This is a genomic window from Psychrobacillus mangrovi, assembly GCF_037104765.1.
Classification (GTDB): domain Bacteria; phylum Bacillota; class Bacilli; order Bacillales_A; family Planococcaceae; genus Psychrobacillus; species Psychrobacillus mangrovi.
Map to the genome: position 1 here is coordinate 40,507 of NZ_JBAWSY010000005.1, position 24,172 is coordinate 64,678.

Annotated in this window: 20 protein-coding genes, 5 tRNA genes, 2 pseudogenes and 1 riboswitch; of the genes and pseudogenes, 8 read left to right on the forward strand and 19 right to left on the reverse strand. The window is 37.6% G+C overall.

The window, feature by feature from the left end; all coding sequences use genetic code 11:
* Positions 1-25 precede the first annotated feature (25 nt).
* The 13 genes and pseudogenes from WAX74_RS08985 to tlp all read right to left on the reverse strand — a co-directional run bounded on the left by WAX74_RS08985 (position 26) and on the right by tlp (position 15,397).
* Positions 26-1,558: a DEAD/DEAH box helicase gene (locus WAX74_RS08985; protein ID WP_336497328.1), complete on the reverse strand. Its 1,533-nt coding sequence runs from the start codon at positions 1,556-1,558 to the stop codon at positions 26-28.
* Between the two features lie 178 nt (positions 1,559-1,736).
* Complete coding sequence (locus WAX74_RS08990; RefSeq protein ID WP_336497329.1) at positions 1,737-2,708, reverse strand: hydroxyacid dehydrogenase; 972 nt, start codon at positions 2,706-2,708, stop codon at positions 1,737-1,739.
* 107 nt (positions 2,709-2,815) lie between these two features.
* Entirely contained in the window at positions 2,816-3,502 is a 687-nt protein-coding gene (locus WAX74_RS08995) for a FadR/GntR family transcriptional regulator (protein WP_336497330.1), read from the reverse strand.
* Positions 3,503-3,682: 180 nt separating this feature from the next.
* Complete coding sequence (gudD, locus tag WAX74_RS09000) at positions 3,683-5,041, reverse strand: glucarate dehydratase (RefSeq protein WP_336497331.1); 1,359 nt, start codon at positions 5,039-5,041, stop codon at positions 3,683-3,685.
* 39 nt (positions 5,042-5,080) lie between these two features.
* Complete coding sequence (locus tag WAX74_RS09005) at positions 5,081-6,409, reverse strand: MFS transporter (protein ID WP_336497332.1); 1,329 nt, start codon at positions 6,407-6,409, stop codon at positions 5,081-5,083.
* 113 nt (positions 6,410-6,522) lie between these two features.
* Complete coding sequence (gene gucD / locus WAX74_RS09010) at positions 6,523-7,986, reverse strand: alpha-ketoglutaric semialdehyde dehydrogenase GucD (RefSeq protein ID WP_336497333.1); 1,464 nt, start codon at positions 7,984-7,986, stop codon at positions 6,523-6,525.
* Positions 7,987-7,995: 9 nt separating this feature from the next.
* Positions 7,996-8,929, reverse strand: a pseudogene (gene kdgD / locus WAX74_RS09015) (5-dehydro-4-deoxyglucarate dehydratase).
* An 83-nt stretch (positions 8,930-9,012) separates the two neighbouring features.
* Positions 9,013-10,533, reverse strand: a complete 1,521-nt coding sequence (gene garD / locus WAX74_RS09020; RefSeq protein ID WP_336497334.1) for a galactarate dehydratase — start codon at positions 10,531-10,533, stop codon at positions 9,013-9,015.
* A gap of 49 nt (positions 10,534-10,582) precedes the next feature.
* Positions 10,583-11,596, reverse strand: coding sequence for a mannonate dehydratase (locus WAX74_RS09025; RefSeq protein ID WP_336497335.1), 1,014 nt, complete (start codon positions 11,594-11,596; stop codon positions 10,583-10,585).
* A 189-nt stretch (positions 11,597-11,785) separates the two neighbouring features.
* Positions 11,786-12,799, reverse strand: a complete 1,014-nt coding sequence (locus WAX74_RS09030) for a tripartite tricarboxylate transporter substrate binding protein (protein WP_336497336.1) — start codon at positions 12,797-12,799, stop codon at positions 11,786-11,788.
* 73 nt (positions 12,800-12,872) lie between these two features.
* Positions 12,873-14,372: pseudogene (locus WAX74_RS09035) on the reverse strand (tripartite tricarboxylate transporter permease).
* A 12-nt stretch (positions 14,373-14,384) separates the two neighbouring features.
* Positions 14,385-14,897 (reverse strand): tripartite tricarboxylate transporter TctB family protein, encoded by a 513-nt coding sequence (locus tag WAX74_RS09040; RefSeq protein WP_336497337.1) that lies wholly within the window; start codon positions 14,895-14,897, stop codon positions 14,385-14,387.
* 266 nt (positions 14,898-15,163) lie between these two features.
* Positions 15,164-15,397, reverse strand: coding sequence for a small acid-soluble spore protein Tlp (tlp, locus tag WAX74_RS09045; protein ID WP_336497338.1), 234 nt, complete (start codon positions 15,395-15,397; stop codon positions 15,164-15,166).
* A gap of 175 nt (positions 15,398-15,572) precedes the next feature.
* Here tlp and WAX74_RS09050 point away from each other — a divergent pair, with 175 nt between their 5' ends.
* The 6 genes from WAX74_RS09050 to WAX74_RS09075 all read left to right on the forward strand — a co-directional run bounded on the left by WAX74_RS09050 (position 15,573) and on the right by WAX74_RS09075 (position 17,343).
* Complete coding sequence (locus tag WAX74_RS09050; protein WP_336497339.1) at positions 15,573-16,214, forward strand: hypothetical protein; 642 nt, start codon at positions 15,573-15,575, stop codon at positions 16,212-16,214.
* A gap of 487 nt (positions 16,215-16,701) precedes the next feature.
* Positions 16,702-16,794: transfer RNA gene (locus WAX74_RS09055), tRNA-Ser, on the forward strand.
* Positions 16,795-16,842: 48 nt separating this feature from the next.
* Positions 16,843-16,919, forward strand: a tRNA-Met gene (locus WAX74_RS09060).
* A gap of 3 nt (positions 16,920-16,922) precedes the next feature.
* Positions 16,923-16,998, forward strand: a tRNA-Asp gene (locus tag WAX74_RS09065).
* 188 nt (positions 16,999-17,186) lie between these two features.
* Positions 17,187-17,262 (forward strand) — tRNA-Phe (locus WAX74_RS09070).
* A 7-nt stretch (positions 17,263-17,269) separates the two neighbouring features.
* Positions 17,270-17,343 (forward strand) — tRNA-Gly (locus WAX74_RS09075).
* Positions 17,344-17,780: 437 nt separating this feature from the next.
* On the opposite strand, the gene WAX74_RS09080 is transcribed toward WAX74_RS09075, so the two are convergent.
* From WAX74_RS09080 to queF, 5 genes are all read right to left on the reverse strand, one after another.
* On the reverse strand, positions 17,781-18,320 hold the full coding sequence (locus WAX74_RS09080; protein WP_336497340.1) for a VUT family protein: 540 nt from the start codon (positions 18,318-18,320) through the stop codon (positions 17,781-17,783).
* 51 nt (positions 18,321-18,371) lie between these two features.
* Positions 18,372-19,100 carry a 7-carboxy-7-deazaguanine synthase QueE gene (gene queE / locus WAX74_RS09085; protein ID WP_336497509.1) on the reverse strand — a complete coding sequence of 243 codons (729 nt, stop codon included), beginning with the start codon at positions 19,098-19,100 and terminating at the stop codon, positions 18,372-18,374.
* A complete protein-coding gene (gene queD / locus WAX74_RS09090; RefSeq protein ID WP_336497341.1) occupies positions 19,093-19,566 on the reverse strand; it encodes a 6-carboxytetrahydropterin synthase QueD in 474 nt (157 codons plus the stop codon). The genes queE and queD overlap by 8 nt, the downstream gene beginning before the upstream one ends.
* A gap of 3 nt (positions 19,567-19,569) precedes the next feature.
* Positions 19,570-20,229 (reverse strand): 7-cyano-7-deazaguanine synthase QueC, encoded by a 660-nt coding sequence (gene queC / locus WAX74_RS09095; RefSeq protein WP_336497342.1) that lies wholly within the window; start codon positions 20,227-20,229, stop codon positions 19,570-19,572.
* Between the two features lie 120 nt (positions 20,230-20,349).
* On the reverse strand, positions 20,350-20,850 hold the full coding sequence (queF, locus tag WAX74_RS09100) for a preQ(1) synthase (protein WP_336497343.1): 501 nt from the start codon (positions 20,848-20,850) through the stop codon (positions 20,350-20,352).
* Positions 20,851-20,965: 115 nt separating this feature from the next.
* Positions 20,966-21,012: riboswitch (PreQ1 riboswitch) on the reverse strand.
* A 183-nt stretch (positions 21,013-21,195) separates the two neighbouring features.
* On the opposite strand from queF, the gene WAX74_RS09105 reads away from it, so the two are divergent.
* Positions 21,196-21,327, forward strand: a complete 132-nt coding sequence (locus WAX74_RS09105; protein ID WP_336497344.1) for a hypothetical protein — start codon at positions 21,196-21,198, stop codon at positions 21,325-21,327.
* 296 nt (positions 21,328-21,623) lie between these two features.
* A complete protein-coding gene (locus WAX74_RS09110) occupies positions 21,624-22,442 on the forward strand; it encodes a purine-nucleoside phosphorylase (protein WP_336497345.1) in 819 nt (272 codons plus the stop codon).
* A gap of 307 nt (positions 22,443-22,749) precedes the next feature.
* Here WAX74_RS09110 and WAX74_RS09115 read toward each other — a convergent pair whose 3' ends face one another.
* Positions 22,750-24,099 (reverse strand): trypsin-like peptidase domain-containing protein, encoded by a 1,350-nt coding sequence (locus tag WAX74_RS09115; protein ID WP_336497346.1) that lies wholly within the window; start codon positions 24,097-24,099, stop codon positions 22,750-22,752.
* Positions 24,100-24,172: the final 73 nt, after the last annotated feature.

Here is a 24,172-nt window from a genome sequence, read left to right on the forward strand (position 1 = left end):
CTCCCCTTCCTTAACCAGAATCATCTTATATGGATTTTTTAAAAGTTGATAAGATGTCATCTAACTCACCCACCGCTTTTTCAAAGACATCAATTTTCACATACAGCAAATCTAATATGTTCTTCTCAATAGTGTTATCGATGGCTAAATTGTAAATATGAACGTCATGTTCCTGCCCTAAACGATGGACACGCCCAATTCGCTGCTCTAATTTCATCGGATTCCAAGGCAGATCATAGTTGATAACATGGTGACAGAACTGTAGGTTAATACCTTCTCCCCCAGATTCTGTTGCAATCAATACTTGTGCCTGTTCTTTAAATAAATGTTTCATCCAATCTCGCTTGGATTTGTTGAATTTTCCGTTAAAGGGTACACTTGTGATACCTTTTGTTTGCAAATACCACTGGAGATAGACTTGACTCGCTCGATATTCTGTAAAGATAATGACCTTATCATCGGCTTTCGAAATGATTTCATATACCTTTTCAGCTTTTGAGTTTATTTCCAACGAGCTTAGTTTCTGAATGATTTCTTCGATATAACTAATTTCTTCTCGTTCTGTACATTTTTGAAGCATTTTATTTAACGTAAGATAGGTTGCTTCCTTACTACTACACATTTCCTTTTGCAGCGTAATCATTGAAAAAGCACCCGAAAAAACCGGGGAAATATTTTTAAGCTCTAATATCATGTCGTATACTTCTTTTTCCTCTTTGGAAAACTGAATAGGTATAATTTCGACTTTTCGATTTGTCCATTCAATTCCTGTATCATGTCTTCTATTTCGCACCATGACTTGATTTACCAATTCTCTTAAATACTCATCGTGCTCTAAGTTGTGTTTACTTGCGGAGAACTCCGATTGAAACGTCTCATAATTCCCTAGGTGTCCTGGTTTTAATAGAGAAATTAGATAAAATAATTCAAACACATTGTTCTGAATTGGAGTGGCAGTCAACAACAAACAAAACTTTTTCTTTAATCCTTGAACAAATTCATAAATTTTCGTTTTATGGTTTTTAAGCTTGTGTGCCTCGTCGATGATGATCATGTCATAATCTTGTGCATAGATGAGTTCTTTGTGTGGGCTTTTCTTTGCGGTATCCATACTCATGACTACTACATCATAGTGATCTAATGAGTAATTTTTTTTGTAAGCGATAGCGGGGATATAAAATTTGTAATTCAATTCTTCAATCCATTGATTGATCAATGATGCAGGTGCTAAAATCAACGCTTTTTTTACAAGCCCTCGAATAAGGTATTCTTTTAATATCAACCCCGCCTCAATCGTTTTACCAAGTCCAACCTCATCCGCAAGAATTGCCTTACCATTCATCCTTTCGATAACTGTTTCGGCCACATCCAATTGATGATTAAGTGGAGTTAAATTTGGTAAGTACTTGGGAGACTGGAGACCTGTAAAATCTGTAATCAGATTAGCCTTCACCACATCGTAGCTCATATTGTATAATGTCCAACTATCCCATGGTTCACGATTTTCCAATCTATCTATAAATGCTTCTTTCCACTCAGATGACCTTTCTATTATCATGAATATCACCTCATGTAACTTTCTTCTTTCTCTTAGATTGTCCCAAAAAGAAGCACCTATGTTTTTTTAATTGAAATAAAATTATTAAAAAAACCTTGAAACGTATTTTAGACTTAAATTTGTGTAAAATAAAAAAAGATTGATGTTGATACATCAATCAGAGGTAGCTGTTCCATTATTAATCATCTACTCTGGTCATTTGTTTTTTATTGACCCAAGTGAGAGGTTCTTTATTATTTTTGATTCGTACGATTTCCTTCGCACATTCTAAGGACATAGCGCTCATCGCCTCGTTCGTAAGGGCTGCAATGTGAGGTGTGACGATCACATTATCAAACTCCCACAAAGGATGATTGGAGGGAGCTGGTTCATGTTCAAAGACATCTATTGCTGCACCTGAAATAATTTTCTTTCTTAATGCAACTGCTAGTGCTTCCTCATCAATTAACCCTCCTCTGGCAGCGTTAATCAAGAATGCAGTCGGCTTCATTAATCCAATTTTTTCTTTATCTATAATATGATGTAAATACTCGTTATATGGTAAGTGCAAAGAGATATAATCCGCTTTCTTAATCAATTCTTCAAGACTGTCTTCCATTGTAATGTATTCCTCGATAGGTGACTGTGCATATGGATCGTATGCGATAACTTTCATCTCGAAACCATGATAACATTTGTGAGCAACTAATTTACCTATATTCCCCATTCCCACGATCCCAAGGACTTTACCTTTCAGTTCTGTTCCATTAGAATTGTTCCGTATGTTAAAATCTCCATTTCGTAAAGCATGATCAACTTTTACAATTTGCCTTGATATTGAAAGGATTAGACCAATTACATGTTCTGAGACAGAATTTATATTAGCAGTTGGGGTATAAGTTACATAGATGCCTCGATTTGTGGCAGCTTCAATATCCACATTATCTAATCCTACCCCATAACGCGCAATAATTTTTAATCGATCGGCAATATTAATAACTTCTTTATTCATAACATCCGTTCTAAGTAGTACCGCATCGTAATGTGGAATAGCTTCTTTCAGTTCACTGGCACTCATTTCTGTTGGTGCAAAAACTTCGCATCCGTGTTCTTCTAAATATGCTATACCTTCAGTTGCAATTTCCCTTGGTATTAATACTTTAAATTCCACCCTTTGTTTCCTCCTTAAAAAGATTATTTTCTATTTTTAAGATCATTATTAAAAAAAGGCTATAAACAACATAATCGTTTATAGCCTTTTTCCTATTTTTTTAGCTGTCACTCAACTATGCTATCCAATATTTTCTTCCGAACAAAGTTTAAATGTCTATACATTTGTTTAAACGCTTCATGCGGATCTCTTCTTTTTAAAGCTTCATAAATTGCAACATGATGCTCAATTGTAATTTCTGGGTCTCTATTCTTAATTAGACTATCTGTTTTTTCATGTGCGATAAGGAGCGATGTAATCATACCCTCTACAACCGGATTATTTGCGCTAAGCGCTATGATTTTATGGAATTCCTTATCCAAAACCCCATAATTAGTATGTGCATTCTCACGTGTTTTGTTAATTGTATTTTCAAGCTGTTCCAACTGCTCATCTGAAATCTTTTCAGCTGCTATAGTAACCAACCCTAATTCTAATGCCATTCTCGCCTCGATTAGAGCGGGAAGATTATTTATAGAAAGAGAAAGCATTGCTGTAAAAGGAGAACTGCCTATTTTGTCATTAACATATGTTCCTCCTCTAGGTTTACGTGTAATGATTTCCAAGGTTTCAAGTGAGCTTAAAGCCTCACGTAGAACAGGTCTGCTTACATCCAATTGCTCCATCAATTTCATTTCTGGAGGCAACTTATCCCCTTGCTTTAGTTGACCGCTTAATAATAGATATACAATTTTTTCTAAAACTTGTTGCGACAGAGTGCTCCTTTTAACTGTATCAACAAAATACTCTTCCATACTTTAAACACCACTTTCTATTTACAATGAGACAAAAATAATCTCTTTTTCTATACTTTTATTCTACAATAAATTCAGAGAAATACCTCCAATTAAAAAGCCTATAATTACTTGCAAATACAACTAATAGTTTCTATTGGCATTTCTAGTATTTTGGATTCCATAAGACATTCTCTTTCTTCAATCTCTGACAAGGCACGGCTTTTTGTTGTCGAATTTCCAATCCTTAATCAAGTATTGCATACCAACAGAATCATCACGTACCCCAAGCATTTGTTCATTATACAATCGGTGTGCTTGATCGATTTTTTCCATATCTAATTCTATTCCAAGACCCGGTACTTGTGGCACTTCCACTTTACCGTCGATAATCTGTAAAGGGTTTTTAGTTAATCGTTGTCCATCTTGCCAAATCCAATGAGTGTCTATTGCCGTGATTTTCCCTGGGGCAGCTGCTGCAACATGTGTAAACATTGCTAGTGAAATATCGAAATGATTGTTGGAATGGGAACCCCATGTTAAGCCCCATTCGTTGCACATTTGAGCAATTCTCACCGAGCCTTGCATTGTCCAAAAATGGGGATCCGCAAGTGGGATATCTACGGAATTTAATTGAATGGCATGACCCATTTCTCTCCAATCTGTGGCAATCATATTTGTTGCAGTAGGAATTCCAGTCGCACGTCGAAATTCAGCCATTACTTCCCGTGAGGAATAGCCGTTCTCTGCTCCACAAGGATCCTCAGCATAAGCAAGAACGTGACTTTGCCCTTTACACAGTTGGATTGCTTCATTTAATGACCATGCACCGTTAGGATCCAGAGTAATCCTAGCTTCAGGAAAACGTTCAGCTAACGCCGTCACTGCCAACATCTCCTCTTTACCCTTTAAGACTCCTCCCTTTAGCTTGAAATCATGAAACCCATACCGTTTTTGTGCAGCTTCTGCTAATGAAACTATTGCTTCAGGCGTTAGTGCCTCTTCATGTCTCAATCGCATCCAATCATCAGGAGAATTTTGTTCGTTCAAGTAGGGAAGGTCAGTTTTCTTTCGATCACCAATATAAAACAAATAACCAAGCATTTGGACGTGTGTTCTTTGCTGTCCTTCACCCAACAGCTCAGCTACCGGAACTCCAAGATATTTACCCAATAGGTCAAGTAATGCTGCTTCAAGGGCAGTTACTACATGTATTGTCGTTCTTAAATCAAATGTTTGGGCCCCTCTTCCCCCTGAGTCTTTAAAAGCAAATTTTGTCCGTACCTTATTTAAAATTCTATTGTAAGCACCGATTGGTTCTGTTAGCACAAACTGCCTTGACTCTTCCAAGGTTTGGCGAATAGCTTCTCCTCCTGGAACTTCTCCTGCACCAACGTTACCATGTTCATCCTCTAAAATTACAATATTTCGAGTAAAAAAAGGACTGTGTGCTCCACTTAAGTTTAATAGCATGCTATCATGTCCAGCTACCGGAATAACCGACATTTTAACAATCCTTGGTGAATGAACCTTCTGTTGATTTTTTGCAGTTAGTTGCATAAAAACACTCCTTGTCTTTTAGTCTATTTATGTCAATTATTAAATATGGGCTTCTTTAATTTCTCCTACTATAAATACATAACTTACGATTGCCACAAATGCGTTAACCCCAATAAACAATAATGCTAGGTTAAAAGAACCCGTTAAGTAAAGTATATAACCGATTATAATTGGCGTTGTAATTCCCGCGATATTTCCAAAAGTGTTAAATAACGCACCATTAATTCCTGCCATGTTTTTAGGAGAAATATCAGATATAACTGCCCAGCCAAGACCACCAAATCCTTTTCCAAAAAAAGCAAGAGACATGATGCTAATCACGAGTACAATTGAATCCATGTAATTCGCGCTGATAATGCTCATGGATATGAGCATTCCTGTTATTATCGGAATTTTGCGAGCTAGAGTAAGTGAAAAGCCCTTTCCCATTAATCGATCTGAAAACATTCCACCAGTGATGGCGCCAATAAAAGCGGCAAATGCAGGAAATATTGAAACAAACCCGACTTCAAGAACAGACATACTCTTTTCCGTTATAAGATAAACAGGAAACCATGTAAGAAAAAAGTAAGTAATCGTCGTAGCACTATATTGTGCTATATATACTCCGACAATCATACGGTTTTTTAATAACCGAAAAATAACCCTTTTGCCTAAGGATTCTGCAGATGACTCATCGTCAATTTTCTTATTTGTATATGTATGAGCACCACCTCTTTGTAAATATTCCATTTCTTCTGATGTAATTCGCTTATGCTTTCCAGGAATATCATAATTCCCTACCCAAATCAACGCAAAACAAATACCCATTAATCCTAGAAATATGAAAACATAGTTCCAGCCATAAATGTACGTGATCCACCCGATTAACGGCGCGAAGATGACCGCTGAAAAATACTGTGCTGAACTAAATACAGCAGTTCCAACGCCTCTTTCTTTCGAAGGAAACCATTCAGCAACGATTCGCGCATTAGAAGGGAAAACTGGTGCAGTTATTAAACCCATAAGCAATCGTAAAGTAAACAGTAGTATTACCGCCAGATTACCATAAAAAAATCCAATAAATCCATGCAGAATGGATAAGATTGACCAAAGAAAAATGACCGTACCGTAAACTAGTTTTGTCCCATATCGGTCAATTAAAATTCCTCCGGGGATTTGCCCTATTACATAGGACCAGCTGAATGCAGAAAAAATATATCCCATAGTGACTGAATCTATCTTCAAATCACTGGTAATTGCATTGCCAGCAATAGACAATACCGACCTATCCGCAAAACTTAATGAAGTAATGACAAACAACATGAAGACAATTGTATAGCGAAGATTTCTTTTTATATATTTATTTAGATTTGTAAATAAAATCATTAAATCACTTCCCTATTTGGACACAGCAACTAAATCCCCTTTGAGATATTCTTTATCTTTTTTATCGAAAAACTAGGAGTTAAGCCTTTTATGCGTAACTCCCAAAGTCTCTACTATTTAATAAATACTGTTTTAATTGATGTGAAAAACTCCATAGCCGCTCTTCCTTGTTCACGTGAGTGTGAGCTGGACTGTTTCATACCTCCAAATGGTGCCTGTAATTCTACACCAGCACTTTCTGCATTGATTCGAACTAGTCCAGCGTCCATTTCGTTAATGAACTCCAGCATGTTACTAATCTTTGTAGTAAAAATCGAAGCACTCAATCCATACTCCGAGTCGTTTGCCATTTCAAGTGCTTCCTCAACTGTATCTACTTTCATAAGTGCAAGGACAGGTCCAAATATTTCTTCCCTTGCGATGGTCATATTCGGTGTAACCTCATCAAAAACTGTCGGTTCAACAAAATAGCCATTGGTCGTTTTAGATTTAGGAATCATGTTCCCACCAAAAACTAGCTTAGCCCCTTCTTCTTTACCTTTTTCAATGAATGATAGGACATTATTAAGTTGGCTTTCACTCGCTACCGGACCCATCCAGTTACTTTCCTCCATACCGTTGCCCACGGTAATTTCAGCGACCTTTTTAAGTAGCTTATCTTTGAACTCTGCATAAACACCTTTTTGCACAATTACTCTACTCGTTGCTGTACATTTTTGACCTGTAGATTTAAGTCCCCCGCTAATTGTCGCTTCCACCGCTAAGTCTAAATCAGCATCATCAGTCACGATAACAGGGTTTTTTCCACCCATTTCTAACTGATACTTAATACCACGATTCAATGCAGCTCGCCCGAGTTGTTTGCCTACTGTATTTGATCCAGTAAAAGTTATGGCATCCACTCCTGGATGTTCCGCCAATCCTTGGCCTATAATCGAGCCAGATCCGGTAACCATATTAATAACACCCTCAGGTAACCCTGCTTTTTGAAAGCATTCGATAACTTTTGAACAAGTAACAGCCGCATCACTTGCCGGCTTGATCACAACCGTGTTTCCATAAATCAGAGCCGGTGCAATTTTCCAAATAGGAATTGCAACCGGGAAATTCCATGGGGTTACCACACCTACTACTCCTAAAGGCACTCTCGTTGTGAACATAAGAGCAGCACTATCCGAGGAAGGAATTACATCGCCAACAGATCTCATACCCTCACCAGCATAGTAACGTAGGATAGCTACTCCACGGGCAGTTTCCCCTTTTGCCTCTGCAAACGTTTTACCCATTTCTTTTGTCATAGATTCGGCGACGACTTCTATACTTTCTTCAAGGATAGTCGCAACTTTAAACAGATAATCGCCCCTTGCGCTTCCGGAAAGTTTTCTCCATCCTTTTTGAGCTTTTCTTGCAGCAGAAACAGCTCTATCTAAATCATCGGCAGACGACATTTGGAAGGAACCCAATACTTCATCTTTATTTGAAGGATTAAAGCTGTCTGCTGTTTTCCCCGTATCGGAAGCAATCCATTCACCATTAATATAGTTTAAAAATGTTTTAGATTTCGTTTGAGTAGTCATAAGGACCTCCTAGATAGTTGTTTTTGTCTTTGTTGGATATTTTTCCAATGCTTTTTCAATAATCTCTTTCAGTTGCTCATAGTGTGCGGTTTCCACCGGGGCGATCGGTGCCCTAACATTGGTGGTGACGGGCAAACCAATGATTTTCATGCCCGCTTTAATTAGAGAAACTGCATACCCCTTCTTCTGTTTTCTAATTTTGTGAATAGGCAAAATTACATCTTCAAATAATTCATGAGCAACTTCTTTATCCCCTTTCAGTAACGCTTCGTAATACATTGCTGAAATATGAGGAATATAGTTTGATATCGCGGATGAATAAGTTTTGAATCCAAGATTTAAGTATGCGCCCATCGTTACTTCTGCTAATGGCATCCCGTTAATCCACTCGAGACGTTCACCAATTAAGTGAGTAAGTTCTGAGTTAAGTTCCATGTTGCCTACTCCATCCTTGAACCCAACGAGCTGCGGGTATTCACATAATTTCTCTAAAGTATCCGCATTCAAGATACAATTATCACGATTGTACACGATTGCATTCAAATCGGTACTTTCAATAATCTTACTTAAATAATGATATAATCCCTCTTGGGATGGGTCGATCAAATAAGGGGGGTAGGATCAAGTAGCCTTCCGCTCCAAGTTCTGCTGATATTTTTGCCTGTTCCAACGCATAAGAGATATTACCTCCCACACCAGTGTAAAGTGGCACCTTTCCTTTTGTTTTTTCAACAGCAACACCTACCATCAATCGATATTCTTCGTTGCATATTGCATGTAATTCCCCTGCTCCACATGCAACGAATATGGAAGTCAAACCTTCATCCAATAAAAAATCAATATTTGCACCAAGTGCGTTTAAGTCTATCTTCCCTTCATTATCCATTGGAGCAACTGGAAAACCTAAAATTCCTGTCGGTACTTTTCTATTTTTCTTCGTCATCTTTAATACACCCTCAATTCATAATGTTCTGATTATCTATATTCTAAGACGGTTAAACTCTTTATCAATTACTAATCTTTTGCTTAGGTTACAGGAGAGGGATTGAATAAAGCTAAATCATTTTGTATTCCCCACTTATCAGCCCAAGTTTGTTTCGTACCACTCGCAACATCTAGAATGTTCTTGAAAATCTCCCAGCCAACATCTTGTATAGAAGATTCTCCAATGGCAATTTTACCAGCATTGATATCAATGAGATCATGCCACTGATCCTGTAACTCATTTCTCGTTGAAACCTTCAGAACCGGGGCAACTGTTAAGTTATATGGCGTTCCTCGTCCGGTGGTAAATACTTGCAAATGAATTCCTGAAGCTAATTGTAAAGTTCCACAAACAAAATCGCTTGCAGGGGTTGCAGCAAAAATTAAACCTTTCTTTTTTACCTTCTCACCTGGAGCCAACACATCAACGATTGGCAAAGTTCCAGACTTTACAATGGAACCCAATGACTTTTCAACTACATTCGACAAGCCGCCAAGTTTATTACCTGGCGATGGATTTGCACTACGATCTGCTTTCCCTCTCTTTAAATATTCGTCATACCACTTCATTTCACGGATTAAAGCTTGACCGACTTCTTCATTTTCTGCTCGTGGAGTTAACAGGTGAATTGCATCCCTAACTTCTGTAACCTCAGAGAAGAGTACAGTAGCCCCCGCTCTAATTAAAAGATCTGTCGTATGTCCTAATGAGGGGTTGGCAGTCACTCCTGAAAAAGCATCACTCCCACCACATTGAACACCAATTACTAGCTCGGAAATCGGGCAAACTTCCCTTTTTCGATTATTTAGTCTGTTTAATCTTTGTTCGGCCATTGCAAGAATTGAGTCAATCATATTTGAAAATCCATTTTCATTCTGAAGCGTCAGGATATTATCATTGTTGTTCCCATTATTTAATTGGGTTGGCACTATCTTTTCACAGCCCAATCCGACGATCATTACTTCCCCTCCAAAGTTCGGATGGTTTGCTAAATTTCGAATCGTGCGTATGGGTATTTCAGCATCAGGAGCATTAATAGCTACTCCACACCCGTAGTTATGATTTAATGCGATAACTCCATCCACATTTGGAAACTTTGGCAGTAAATCCTCTTTGATTCTGTTCGTCGCATATTCCAAAACTCCAGCTACACATTGAACGCTCGTCGTTATTCCTAACAAATTTTTCGTTCCCACACTACCATCTGAATTGCGGTATCCAAGAAACGTAAAATCTTCTTCTAAAGGTTCCACCTTTTTTAAGTTTGTCGAAAATGGAAGTGAATCCAGTTTAGGAGGTGTTGGCATATTAATTAGAGACTCTTTGATCCAACTTCCCTTTTTTATTAAATCTTTAGCGTAACCAATCACTTCTCCGTAGCGAATGATTTCTTCCCCTACATGTATATCGTATAAAGCGACCTTATGTCCTTGTGGAATTTGTTCAATGAGCGTTAAGCCACATAAAAATTTGGCACCTTTCATTAATCCTCTTGTATTAACGATAATTGCAGTGTTGTCATTAGCATTCATTTTTATGAATAAAGGAATTTCAGAATCCATCTTATTGACCACATTCAAACTCCTTTCCAAAAGTTATTAAACAATATATTCACCCTTCGAATTCTGTCAGTGCTGCAAACAACGCTTTTATGTACCCTACTGAATAAGCAAACCCCAAACTGGATGTTTTCCATCCGATATTCGAATGCTCCCATCTGGTATCTAAATCTGGTTTATCACCAGCCATTGTAGGTACATGGTCAGGATTTATGCAGCCATCATAGCCAACTTTTCTTAGTTCTAGTAGCAATTTGAACATGTTCATGTCACCATCATCCAGTAGTGCCTCTTCAAAAGCACCCGCAGTAGGCAAACTTCCTCTGACGTTACGGAAATGAACTAAAAATATTCTTCCTTTTCGTCCAAAATGATTAATCTCATCAAGAACTAAAGATGAACCCCCTGCTTCCGCACGAGTTCCGATACAATAGACTAACCCCACATTTTTGTTTGGAAAATCGTCGATAATCCGATGCAGTCCAATACCTCCGAACGGAGAATCTGGATGTGGTGTGTCAGATGGATGCATAGCTATTCTAACTCCACTATCTTGTGCTGTTGGAACCAATTCCTTATATGCACGTTGAACCGCCTCCCACCAATTTTCCAATTCTTCCAATGTAGGTGTTTCCTTTTTTTCTTTCATCATGCCTAGACTTTCACCTCGTGATATTGCACCACCACGTTGAATCGCTTTGTAATTTCTCGAAAGACCGTAAAACACATCTCCTTCAAAACGTTGTCTGACTATGTCGATTTTTGCTTCTCCGAATACCTTTACTGCATTAACTGAATTTTGGAGCTGTAATTCACTCCCTGGACGATTTAACATAAAGTCATCCGTTATGTTTGGTAAAGTTACTCGATTGATATCCATCCCATAAGAGCGAATTCTTTTTTGCAATTTCAATAATTTATCTAAGTCAGGAAACCCTTGATCCTGCACACCTGCAAAAGAACCCCCCGCCCCAAAATCTATACAATCAACGCCGAGTTGGGACATTTGTTGTAAATCCAAATCGGTTAAATCTGATGTATTCACGGTTACAGAAACTTTCAACATCTGTTATTCACCTCAAATAAGTTTTCTTTTATCTATCTTTAATGAGATTATTTTCGAAACTAAAGATCTATTATGCTTTTCATAAAACTCATGACAGCTCCATATAAAAGTAGTATAGATGCTGCCATGAATTTATTGCATTTCACTTATTTAAACTAGTACGTTTTAACAAACCTTGTAAAAATCAATTTATTTTTCTTGTGAAATTTTATAAGCCTCTTCGTAACTAGAATTTATTTCTTCCAGCTTAGCGTTAGTTTCTTCTGTATCTAAGTAGGTAGGAGAAAGCCAAGAAGCTTTGATTTCTTTCTGATATTCTTCGTTTGCAACTACATTTTCAATAGCTTTTGAGAATTTCCCCACAAATTCATCGGGTGTATCCTTATGGAATCCCCAGTAAAATACTTTATCAATTACAATATCGATACCTTGTTCTTTAAACGTAGGAACTTCAGGAGCTCCTTCAAGACGTTGCTCCGCCATGATTCCAAGAGGAACCATATCACCTGATTCAATATAGCCGCTGACCAGACCTAGCGATGTAGGGACAATGTCCACACGTCCTCCAAGTAGGGCCGCAATTTTATCTGCTGCTCCACCAACGTCCACGATATTAAATTCCACACCAGCAAGTTTTTGGAATTGAAGTGTTTGAATATATGTCATCGAACCAACTTCGGTTGCCATCGTTACTTTTCCAGGATTCGCTTTTGCATACTCAATTAAAGATGGGATATCATTAAATTTTGAATCTTTATGGGTTAAGAACGTATTTGATTGATCTAATACTCCTATGCCTGCCATTTTAAATTCGTCATATGTGTAATCTGTAAGCCCAAAAATATTGTTCAATAACATGGAATTATGAAAAGCGAGAACAGTCTGTCCGTTTGCTTCAGCATCTAAAACCGTTTGGGTTCCTGTTGCTCCACCGGCACCTGTTACATTGGTTACTACTACATTCGTATTTAGTTCATCTTTCAAATACTTTGCCATAATTCGTGTGTTTAAATCTGTGTCTCCACCTGCTCCAGCAGGCACGATAACCGTGATGGGACCAGCAGGATAATCCGCAGCCGGATCTTCCGCAACCGGATCTTCCGCTTCTACACTTTTTCCAGTCTCTTCACTACAAGCACCAAGAAATACAAGTGCTACCAAAAGTACTAAACCAAATAAACTCTTTCTTAACAATTTCTGCATATTCTTTTCCCCTTTGTTTTTTTTATTTTAACGGGGTTTGGCCCATTAAAAGCAGATTTTCTAGTACACTCGTTTAACTCTCCAAAATACTGTTACCATTCTTTTTCTTTCTATTACTATAAATCGCAAAAATAACAGAAGCTGCAGTGATTAAAAGGAACGTCGCTGCTATTGGAGAAGTTAAAAATGGCATAAAGTCACCTTGTGAAAGCATTAAACCTCTTCGCAAATTAGTTTCCAATAGAGGGCCAAGTATGAATCCGAGAACTAAAGGTGTAAGCGGAAATCCAAATTTGACCATTAGATAGCCTAAAATACCAAAGAATAGTAAAGCACCAACATCAAACAATCTATTATTAACACCGAAGGCTCCTACTACACAAAGTCCAATTATAATTGGCATTAAGATGTGTTGTGGAATGCTCAGCAATCGAATAAAGCCTTTCATTCCTAAAAATAAGAATATTATCATGAAAATGTTCGCAATCAGGAGTGCTGCAAAAATTCCGTAAACTACATCTCCACTATTTTGTATTAGTAAAGGACCTGGCTGCAGACCATGTAATACCAGACCACCCAAAAGCATAGCAGTTACTGTGTCACCTGGAATTCCTAATGATATTAGAGGTACTAGGGCACCCCCAATAGAGGCGTTATTAGCTGTCTCCGATGCGACTACACCTGCTGGATTTCCCTTACCAAATGTTTCAGGTTTTTTTGAAAAGTTTTTTGCTGCAACATATGAAATGATATTGGAAGTTCCTCCTCCGATTCCCGGAAGAATTCCGATTACAATTCCAATAAAACTTGATCTTACGAAATTCTATCCTTGCCCTAGATATTCTTTCATACTCACTTTGTAACTCATCTTTTTAAGTTGAGCCTTTAATCCCGTTTTGACCTTCTTTTCCGCCAACAGAAAGATTTCTGATAAGGCGAATAACCCGATTAGCACTGGAAGTATATTAAAGCCTGCATTCATAGAATGGAATCCAAAAGTAAATCTTGGGAATGCATCTATAGGAGCAGATCCTACCATTGCAAAAGTGATCCCAAGCAAACCTGACATGATTCCTTTTGGTAGTGAATTACCAGAAAGACTTGCAATCAATGTCAAAGAAAAAATAACTATAGCGAAGTATTCAAATGGACCAAATTGCAAAGCGAGTTTCCCTAAAGGCGGTGAAATTATTATGAGAAGAATGATACTAACAAGTCCACCCATGAAAGATGAGACGATAGCAAAATTAAAAGCTTTTCCCGCCTCACCTTTTTGGGCCATTGGAAATCCATCAAACGTAGTTGCAATTGATGAAGGTGTGCCAGGAAGTTTCAGTAGAATTGCAGGGATAAGTCCACCTGAGACTCCACCAATGTATAACCCCATTAATAACGACATCCCTGCTACCGGATCCATTCCATATGTAATCGGCAAACAGATAGCTATGGCCATTGTGGCAGTGAGACCTGGAATAGACCCGAATATAAGTCCTAAGGCAACTCCTCCGGCAATAAATAAAATAATTTTGAATGTCAATACTGACTCAAATCCCGTTAATAGTAAATCAAACACAGCTTTGCCTCCTTATCCCATAATCCCGGTTGGGAGCATGACGTAAAATATAGACCGGAAAACATAATAGATTACAATTGATGTAACAACAGAGATAAGGATGAATAGCCCGTTTTTTCTATTAGATTTATGGCTTAGAACCATCATTTGAAAGAAAAGATAAAGGGATGTCATAATTAAAAAACCGATGAACGGCATTAGGACAATGTATCCGATCATTAATCCTAATGTAATTATTACTGGTGCGTAACTCTCCTTTTCGTCTTCTGGCACTATTTCCTTCACATTCACTTCTTGTAAATCGATTGAATGTTTTTCATTATTCATAGCTTTCATTCTTTTGTAACCGTTTACAATAATGATAATACTAAAGGCACCAATAAGGACTGCAATAATCTTGGGCATGAAATCCGGGCCTATTTTACTTGTTGTAAGTGCTTTAAAACTAAAAGTTGTTATAAAAATAATAGCGCTTACAATTAATAGAAAAAAACCTGAATAAATGTCATGATACTTACTTACCAACACGAAAACTCCTTTCTTTACTTAATATTTAGAATACATAGTATTCTATTAATATTTAATTATTATTGTAAGACAAATATAACTGTCATGTCAATTGGGTATTTCAGAATTTTTATTATATTCTAAATAGAGCAACTACAGTTTTGGAGTAATATGCAAAATGAAATTTTTCAAAAAGTATATCGGAACTTCCTTTTATCAATGGTGGTAAGATTAAATTCAAATAAAAAAAGATGGAGAATTTCTCCCCATCTTTTTACTAATTATTATGAATAACCGTTTTTTCGCGCTTTCCCTTCATCGAGAATCTCTTTTCGAAAACCTTCAAGACTCTCTTCACGACGTGCATTTTTCTGCTTTATTGCCTCTAGTTCCCTACCACTGGTATAAGGCATTAATTCTTCAGCTGCTTCCATATTGTCCTTTGTATTCTTCACCATATCTTGAAGCTTTTCTACATTATCTGAACGATCATCTGGCTTTGGAGTATTTTTACTCATTCTTGTTCCTCCTTCTTTTCAAATAAGGTCATACAAGAATTATCGTCCCCATCCAAACTAAAACTATTCAGAATAATAATTAATACAAAAAATTGGTTATTAATAGAATGAATTAAATAAACAATTTGGGAGAAGATAGAAGAGGAAAATAACTAGAAAAAGAGGCGAAGATGATATGTCGATGGAATGGTTTAACAGAGTAACTAGTGAGCTTCAGGAACAATTGGAATCCATTTGTGAGCAATATGACAAAAGTGGACATATGAGTATAAATCAGGCTTCCAAACATCCACGAATTGAATTTTTTGTCGAAACAAATCAGGATGAAAGAGAATATTTCTTTACTCTGCTTTTCGACCCTCATAATGAAGAATTTTACGAAGAAAGTTTTGATACAGTACTCCAACAACCAACAAGAATTATTTTAGATGATATTACAGATATAATTGATGCTGTTCATGAAAGCTTTCATGAATTTATTGACGATGATAACGACGATGATTATGATTTCGAAGAGGAATACGAAGTGCTAGATGGTGAAATTACACTTGAAGAAATTGACGTTGAGTGGGAAACTCCAGAAGTTACTGCTTTCCATATTGAAGATAAGATTGAAGTAACCTATCAATTTGGCATTGACAGCGCTAATGGAGATGGTGTTTTACGAAGAGTTAACCGTATCTGGACGGAAGACTCCGAGCTCTTCGAAGACGAAAGTAACTTTAGCTTTAAAAAAGAAGAGGGAAGTACAATCATCGCTATGATTGCCAGCCATCTGGATAAAATGGTTGGCTATGAAGAAATTATAAACGAATAAATTAAGATGGCATCTCTAAGTAGTGGTACTCATACTCTAGACAAACTCGAATAAATTTTTTATAGGATAGATCAGGTTTTCCGAAGCTTACCGCTCGCTTTCCGCGGGCGAGCGCCGAGCCGCTTCGTCGCTACGCTCCTGCAGGGTCTCGTCTGCCTCGCTTTTCCCGCAGGAGTCGAGCGGACGCTTCTCCAAACAATAAAATGCTACCTTATTATTTTCTTTATACCTTTATAAATAATCTTGAGGTAATAGAAAATGATGCTGAGATTCAAAATAAGGAACGATACCAATTAGACAACTTCCTTTTGTCTAAAGTCTAGGCATCTCTGGAAAGAGATGTTTTTTTAACGAAATTCATTTTGGCAAATTAAAACAATTAAACTGCTGTTTTAGATTAATTATAAAAAAACATTGCATCTATTAGTGAAAATAATATATAATGTAATATGTCGCTAATAATTATTAGTCAACATACATGTACCACGGAGGAATACCCAAGTCTGGCTGAAGGGATCGGTCTTGAAAACCGACAGGCGGGTCATACCGCGCGGGGGTTCGAATCCCTCTTCCTCCTCCATTTTTATCAGTATTTGTGGTATACTAAAACAAGCAATCATATTATTGTCGCGGGGTGGAGCAGTTCGGTAGCTCGTCGGGCTCATAACCCGAAGGTCACAGGTTCAAATCCTGTCCCCGCAACCAAATGGTCCCGTGGTGTAGCGGTTAACATGCCTGCCTGTCACGCAGGAGATCGCCGGTTCGATCCCGGTCGGGACCGCCATTTAATTTATCATAAGATTCATAGAAGCTGATAAAGAGATACGCAGCATAGTACATACTTAATTGAGATTTAGGATAAGCAAGCAAATCGAGGAAGCAATCGAACGAAAGAAGGAGCGTACTCAAGTACGTGACTGAATGAGTGAGTGCAGCTGACAAAGAGTTGCGTAGCTTAGCGTAAATCGAAGAGGCTCAGTAGCTCAGTCGGTAGAGCAAAGGACTGAAAATCCTTGTGTCGGCGGTTCGATTCCGTCCTGAGCCACCATAGTAATGCGGGTGTAGTTTAGTGGTAAAACCTCAGCCTTCCAAGCTGATGATGAGAGTTCGATTCTCTTCACCCGCTCCAATATTATCTTTGAAAATAGAGAATAAAATAAAAATACATATAATAACCCATCCGAGAATTTATTCAAGGATGGGTTATTTTTTATAGTTAAAAAATAGCCCTTCTAATAGGAGGGCACTGAAAAACTCTTTAAGGTATCTATTTAGCGAGTATGCGAACGACATTTCGTTCACACACTCGCTTTTTGTCTGAGCACCGTTGATTTCCGTTCCAGACGGACGCTTTCCGCCGGCATGGCTTCAGCCGCTTCCCTCGCTACGCTCAGTCCAGGGTCTTCAGCACATGCACCTGCCGCTTCGCTTTCGGTGCAGAAAACATTTGCTATTCCGGCTGGAGTCGCCGCCTGAAACGAAAATCAACTATTGCATGCTTATAATTAAGCCTTTCTTCTATCTAACCCTTAGTGCCCTTCTAACGGAGGACTATTTTTAAATTAATCATTTTGAAAGGATACTTTTTTCCTTACTAACATAAACTTGATTCAATATCAGTGCACCTAACATTTGAATAATAGTCTTCACGATAATTTGTCCCAAAATAGCGGCTGGAACAGCTTCCCAAGGCAGTATATTAGCTCCAAGTGGACTCAATCCAATTATTACAAAAATAACAGAATCAAGTAATCCTCCAACAATTCCGCTGTAGAACACACGCCAAGCCATTGGTAGTTTTAAGCGGGAATAGATCTCTGTATCTGCTGTTTCAGAAACAACAAATGAAAGTGCAGATGCTACCACAATCAATAGTGTATCCCCTAATACGAAAGAAACTATTGCGGATAAGGCTAAAGCTATAAAAATGAATAAATACGTCTTTGCTCTGCCATATTTATTTTGAACAAGATCTCGGAAAATGAAAGTAGCTCCAATTAGTAGAGTTCCCATGGGAACGATAAAAATCCCAAATTGTAATGGCGCAAATGCTGCCGTTACCACGTTAGCGGTGATAATAGATAATAAATAGAATAATATTCTCATGATGTTACTCCTCAAGTAAATTTAAATATAGTTTTTTTGCCACTCACTTACTTATACACCTCTTTTATTTCCCCAAACAAGTGCATGTAGCTGTGGCAGTACTTTGACATCCCTTAATTCCTCATCTGCGATCACCCTGTCGATCAATGCCTCATACTTTTCCAATAAGCGACTGATCAATCGCGGATTATCAGTCGTCGTGATTTCATCATTACCAACCTGGAGATAAAAAGGAATCATTGGGTATCGAAGGTGAACTTTCTTGGCATAATCATAATCCTCTTGATTGAAAACGACTATTTTGAGAGATAAATGCTGCTCATTGTTTTGATTTTTAAGCTTTCCAATTATGTCCGAGAGAACCGAAAAGTCCGTGATCATTCCAGAACTAGGAGGCTTTGGAGAAATAGTCAGTTCATCGATCTCATACAACCACTCTTGCCACTTGCTTCCCTGCGTCTCCACTCCGATCTTTATCTCGTTTTCTTTTAAAATAGCAATGAGTGCATTTAGATTGCGAAGAAGTACAGGATTTCCACCAGAAATCGTGACAAATGAAAAACCGTTGCCACCAAGGCGTTTCAACTCAGACCAAATTTCTTCTGCTGTCATTTGGACAATAAGATGCTTCCCGCTGCCATCCCATGTAAACGATGAATCACACCAGGAACAGGAATAGTCACAGCCCGCAGTCCGCACAAACATAGTCTTCTGGCCGACTACCATTCCCTCACCTTGAATCGTCGGTCCAAAAATCTCCATAACAGGTACCTTACTCAACTTCCATCCACTCCCGTCTCGCTTCAGCATAGCTTGTTGGAGTTTCATAAAGTCGAATAAATTCTACACGCGCCCCGTTATATCTTTGTTCATCAAGCAATGCATCAGCTAACTTTTCGTAGATCCAGACAACAATGTTTTCTGCCGTTGTATTCATGGATGGAAGAGTTTCATTTAGATAACGATGATCCAAATAAATCTCTATTTTTTGTTTCCATATTTCTTTTATATCGCCAAAATCAATCATCAACCCGCGATCATCCGTATAACCACTAAGTCCTAAAACAGCACGGTACGTATGGCCATGTAGATTTTTACATTTCCCTTCGTAGTTATGTAAATGATGGGCAGCATCAAAGGTAAATTCCTTGCTAACAAGAACGCGCTTTGAATGATACCTCAATTGACTCCTTTGAATATCTTCATCTATTTTTTGGAGCTTATCGACAATTCTAAAATCAGACATGCCTTAGGACTCCTTTCGGAAGCTTAAATACTCATCGAGCCCTTTTTTCCTTAACTTACAAGCCGGGCATTCACCACAACCATCTGCAATCACGCCGTTATAACAGGTTAACGTTCTTTCCCGAACAAACTCAAGTGCCCCAAGCTGATCTGCAAGCTCCCATGTCTGGGCCTTGTTCAACCACATTAGCGGTGTATCAATCACAAAGGAATCGTCCATTGATAAATTTAACGTTACGTTTAAAGATTTAACAAAAATGTCACGGCAATCTGGATATCCGCTAAAATCCGTTTCACAAACTCCAGTCACGATATGCTTGGCCCCTACTTGGCTCGCTAAAACTCCGGCAAATGAAAGAAACAGCAGATTCCGCCCGGGTACAAAAGTCGATGGCAGTTCGCCTTCTTCTCCGTCTTTTACCGCTATGTCATCTCGAGTCAATGCATTCGGAGCAAGCTGATTCAGAAGAGACATATCCAAAATATGATGCTTAATACCAAGCTCCTCTGTTATCTCTTTCGCACATTCAATTTCAAGACTATGCCTTTGACCATAATCGAAAGTTACTGCCTCAATCTCTTTAAAACGTTCTTTTGCCCAGAACAGACAAGTCGTACTGTCCTGACCTCCACTAAACACAATGATTGCTTTTTCTTTCTTCATCTGTAAAACTCCCTTATAACGAAAAAACAGCACCCTAAAAAGAATGCCGTTTTCTTCTTAGTTTTTTTAATGAGGGTAGCTAATAACCTCTTTCTTCTAAAAGACTATTCAATTACTTATTTATCGATTATCGATTTTTTCTGGGTATAGATCATGGTTCATCAAACGATAATTTGCCATCTCTTCGTATTTAGTACCTGGTCTCCCATAGTTGCACCATGGATCAATCGAAATTCCACCTCGCGGTGTAAACTTCCCCCAAACCTCAATATATCTAGGATCAAGTAATTTAATTAAATCGTTCATGATGATGTTGACACAATCTTCATGGAAATCACCATGGTTTCTAAAACTAAATAAATATAATTTTAGCGATTTACTTTCCACAATTTTTTTATCTGGAACGTACGAAATATACATTGTCGCAAAATCCGGCTGTTGTGTAATAGGACATAAACTAGTAAACTCTGGACAATTAAATTTTACAAAATAATCCCGATTTGAATGTAGATTATCTACAGACTCTAGTACCTCTGGTGCATATTCAAATGAATATTGTGTGCCTTGGTTACCCAACAGTGTTAAATCCTTTAAACCTTCTTCTTGGCTTCTGCCAGACATAATAAAAACCTCCTAATAAAACTTTTTATAGAGGCATCTCTAACATTCTATTGCAAACGTATAGGATAAAAAAACAAAAAAGCCATGCCCAAATATGGACATGGCGAAAAGTCATGTATCCATAGTTTTTTATAGAGGGTATCAGCTATGAACCTCTCCCGATCAAGTTCGGGTACTTATCTATAATATAGAATACTTTCGTGAACGTCAAATAGTCATTTATATAGATTACTAATTTAGAATCTGTAGAAGTAATGTTGCAGTTTGGGCCGATAATCTCTTTTTTAAGAGATTATAAACTTTTTTAATAATATCTTATAAATGTATGTATAAATTCCAATTAGATTGACTATATTGTTAATAGATTACAAGATTCAAGGAGGAATAGAAATGAAGAGTCCAATAGGTTTACCAGAACAATTACCAGAAACATTAGATGAGTTATTGACGCTATTATTACAAACCATTATTGCCTAGGAGAGATTTTATATTAATTTTGAAACTTGGAACATAGAATAGTAGAGATTTCTACTTGTGTCAGGTAGAGATTTCTACTTATTCATTTTACTCCAACACACCACTCGCTCATCCCCAAGATTATTTTTTCTACTAAACTCCGTTTACGAACCCTTGAATTATAAAAATTCAAAAAAGAAGTATTATTTTAGTTTTCTTTACAATGCTCCATCACTCAATTAGACTTTTATCGATAACATGCTTAACTTTTTAAAGTGGGCATATACTTAATGTAATGTTTTAAGGAGGAATTATTAATGCACAATATTCAAGATATTTTAGAAGCTAGAGATTTTATTATGAGTAAAACAGACGATCGCCCTGTAATCGGATTGATTCTAGGTTCTGGTTTAGGAACGCTTGCGGATGAGATTAAAAACGCTGTAGTAATTCCTTATAGTACAATTCCTCACTTTGCAAAATCGGAAGCGATTGGACATGCGAATGAATTTGTTATTGGAGAATTAAACGGAAAAGTAGTAGCAGCGATGAAAGGTCGTTTTCATTATTATGAAGGATATACTTTGGATGAAGTCACCTTCCCAGTACGTGTGATGAAAGCACTAGGTATAGAGAAGGTAATTATCACAAATGCTTGTGGTGCCGTTAATACTAATTTTATTCCAGGAGATTTAATGTTAATTACAGACCACCTTAACTTAGTTGGAACCAATCCATTAATCGGACCAAATAATGAGGAATTGGGAACTCGTTTCCCTGATTTATCAAATGTATATAACATGGAGCTACGTACTCTTGCAAACAAAGTAGCAAGCAAACTTGATATAACCTTAAAACAAGGAGTTTATGCTTGGTTGAGCGGTCCTACTTACGAAACTCCAGCTGAGATTCGTATGAGTCGCACATTAGGAGCTGACGCTGTAGGTATGTCAACGGTACCAGAAGCTATTGTAGCAATACATGGAGGTATGAACGTACTCGGTATTTCTTGCCTAACCAATATGGCGAGTGGTATTTTGGATCAACCTTTAAACCATGATGAAGTAATTGATGTTGCTGGGAAAGTAAAAGTTAAATTTGTTGATTTGATTAAAGGAGTTTTAGAAGAGATTTAATTGAGATGGTTTGTCCTCGGAGGATGGTGACATTGAGTCCGTCACTTAGGACTGTACATCTACTACACCTTTACCAGATGAACGAAAGCCGATGGAAGTGACTGTGACACTTCCATTAGCTCTTTTCTTTTCGGTAATATTGTGGCTGATGTTTGTCCGTCGCTCCCCTACAACCTTTTAGATGGGGGAATGAAAGAATAAATACTTTCTTTAAAATGAAGAAGCAGCCAAAAATGCAATTTCGGCTGCTCTTTCGCTATTTTTTTAGGTTACTTACACGTAAAAACAATAGAATTGGCGAACATCCTTAGTCAAATATTTCAATATCCGTAATCTGATAATAACCTTCATTATCGATAACCACTGTATATACTTTATTGCGATTATAATACTTGTATTCGCCAGCAGCATTTATAAAATCAAATTCTTCGTTTGTCGAAACTAATGCATAGTCTTCGAGTATTTCTACTCCAGTGACGATATTTGAGGTGAAGTCAAAAGTCATGCCTTGCCCAGTGATTTCATTAATATATTCCTCTAGATCTATGTAAGCAGTGCTACCAGGCTGGAGCAAGTCTTGTATCCAGTAAAAATCTTCAGCATCCAGTGCCATCTCATAATACTCTCTGTATGTAATAATAAAATTAGATAGTGACTCTTCATCAAAAGAATAATAATTCCAGTTATCTTCTGAATAATCTTCTTCATAAGTAGTATCTTCTGAGGCACTTTCATCACTATATGTATATTCCTCGTAAATACCAAATAGAGAAGTAACCTGCTTGGAACTCATAGGATTGGCTATCCAGTTATCTACTAAATCAGCTACACTATTCATAGGAATAGAAAAACCAAATAAATTATTTTGCTTATAAATAAGCGAGTTGATACCGATTACTTTTCCAGTTTTCGCATCAATTAAAGGACCACCACTACTCCCTTGGTCGATTTGTGCATCAATCTGATATAAATGTTCATAAATAAATCCTAGTTCCATATCTCGATTAATGCCAGTCAAGTAGCCGATAGATGCAGAGTTTTCAAAACCTTGGGGGCTACCAAGAGCAATTACTTCCGTGCCAATAATCGAATCCTCATTTTCCGTAAGTAGCGGCTTTACTTGTGCATAATCATCTGAAATAAGAAGAGCAACGTCTGAACGGTCTGATATGCCGATTACTTTCGCATTAGATTCCTTCCCAACTGAGTTTCGAACGATAACGTCTGTATATCCTGCTACCACATGTGCATTTGTAACAATGTATCCACCTTGCCCATACAGGAATCCGGAACCTTGGCCCTCCTGAGATAGGATTGTAAATACTTTCGGCATCGTTTCTTGTATGACTTGCGTCTTGTCTTTTTCTTGAACTTTAGGCACTTTACCTTCCACTACTACTTTTGCTTTTTCTGTAAGGGTTGAGCGAGTTTCTTCCACTGTCGATTTGACTTCATCTAAAACTGTTTGGGCTTCATCCTTTGAAAAGAGTAGCTCTTTAAAACCATACCCAACCCCACCTAATACAATAAAACAAAGTATAATTCCTAAAATTAGAAAACTCTTTGATCCATTCTTTTGTGGAGTTAGACTAGTTCCACAACCGGCACAAAATTTTGCACCCTCTTCATTTTTTACACCACATTTTGAACAATACAAAATCTTACCCCCATATAAATCCTTCTACCTATTAAAAAGTATCTAAATTCACTCTATGTTTAATGAATAAATT

Excerpts from the sequence above, each read along its gene's own strand:
- WAX74_RS08985 (WP_336497328.1), bottom strand. The coding sequence starts at position 1,558 with ATGATAATAGAAAGGTCATCTGAGTGGAAAGAAGCATTTATAGATAGA.
- WAX74_RS08995 (WP_336497330.1), bottom strand. The coding sequence starts at position 3,502 with ATGGAAGAGTATTTTGTTGATACAGTTAAAAGGAGCACTCTGTCGCAA.
- gudD (WP_336497331.1), bottom strand. The coding sequence starts at position 5,041 with ATGCAACTAACTGCAAAAAATCAACAGAAGGTTCATTCACCAAGGATT.
- WAX74_RS09005 (WP_336497332.1), bottom strand. The coding sequence starts at position 6,409 with ATGATTTTATTTACAAATCTAAATAAATATATAAAAAGAAATCTTCGC.
- gucD (WP_336497333.1), bottom strand. The coding sequence starts at position 7,986 with ATGACTACTCAAACGAAATCTAAAACATTTTTAAACTATATTAATGGT.
- garD (WP_336497334.1), bottom strand. The coding sequence starts at position 10,533 with ATGGATTCTGAAATTCCTTTATTCATAAAAATGAATGCTAATGACAAC.
- WAX74_RS09025 (WP_336497335.1), bottom strand. The coding sequence starts at position 11,596 with ATGTTGAAAGTTTCTGTAACCGTGAATACATCAGATTTAACCGATTTG.
- WAX74_RS09030 (WP_336497336.1), bottom strand. The coding sequence starts at position 12,799 with ATGCAGAAATTGTTAAGAAAGAGTTTATTTGGTTTAGTACTTTTGGTA.
- tlp (WP_336497338.1), bottom strand. The coding sequence starts at position 15,397 with ATGAGTAAAAATACTCCAAAGCCAGATGATCGTTCAGATAATGTAGAA.
- WAX74_RS09050 (WP_336497339.1), top strand. The coding sequence starts at position 15,573 with ATGTCGATGGAATGGTTTAACAGAGTAACTAGTGAGCTTCAGGAACAA.
- WAX74_RS09080 (WP_336497340.1), bottom strand. The coding sequence starts at position 18,320 with ATGAGAATATTATTCTATTTATTATCTATTATCACCGCTAACGTGGTA.
- queD (WP_336497341.1), bottom strand. The coding sequence starts at position 19,566 with ATGTCTGATTTTAGAATTGTCGATAAGCTCCAAAAAATAGATGAAGAT.
- queC (WP_336497342.1), bottom strand. The coding sequence starts at position 20,229 with ATGAAGAAAGAAAAAGCAATCATTGTGTTTAGTGGAGGTCAGGACAGT.
- queF (WP_336497343.1), bottom strand. The coding sequence starts at position 20,850 with ATGTCTGGCAGAAGCCAAGAAGAAGGTTTAAAGGATTTAACACTGTTG.
- WAX74_RS09110 (WP_336497345.1), top strand. The coding sequence starts at position 21,624 with ATGCACAATATTCAAGATATTTTAGAAGCTAGAGATTTTATTATGAGT.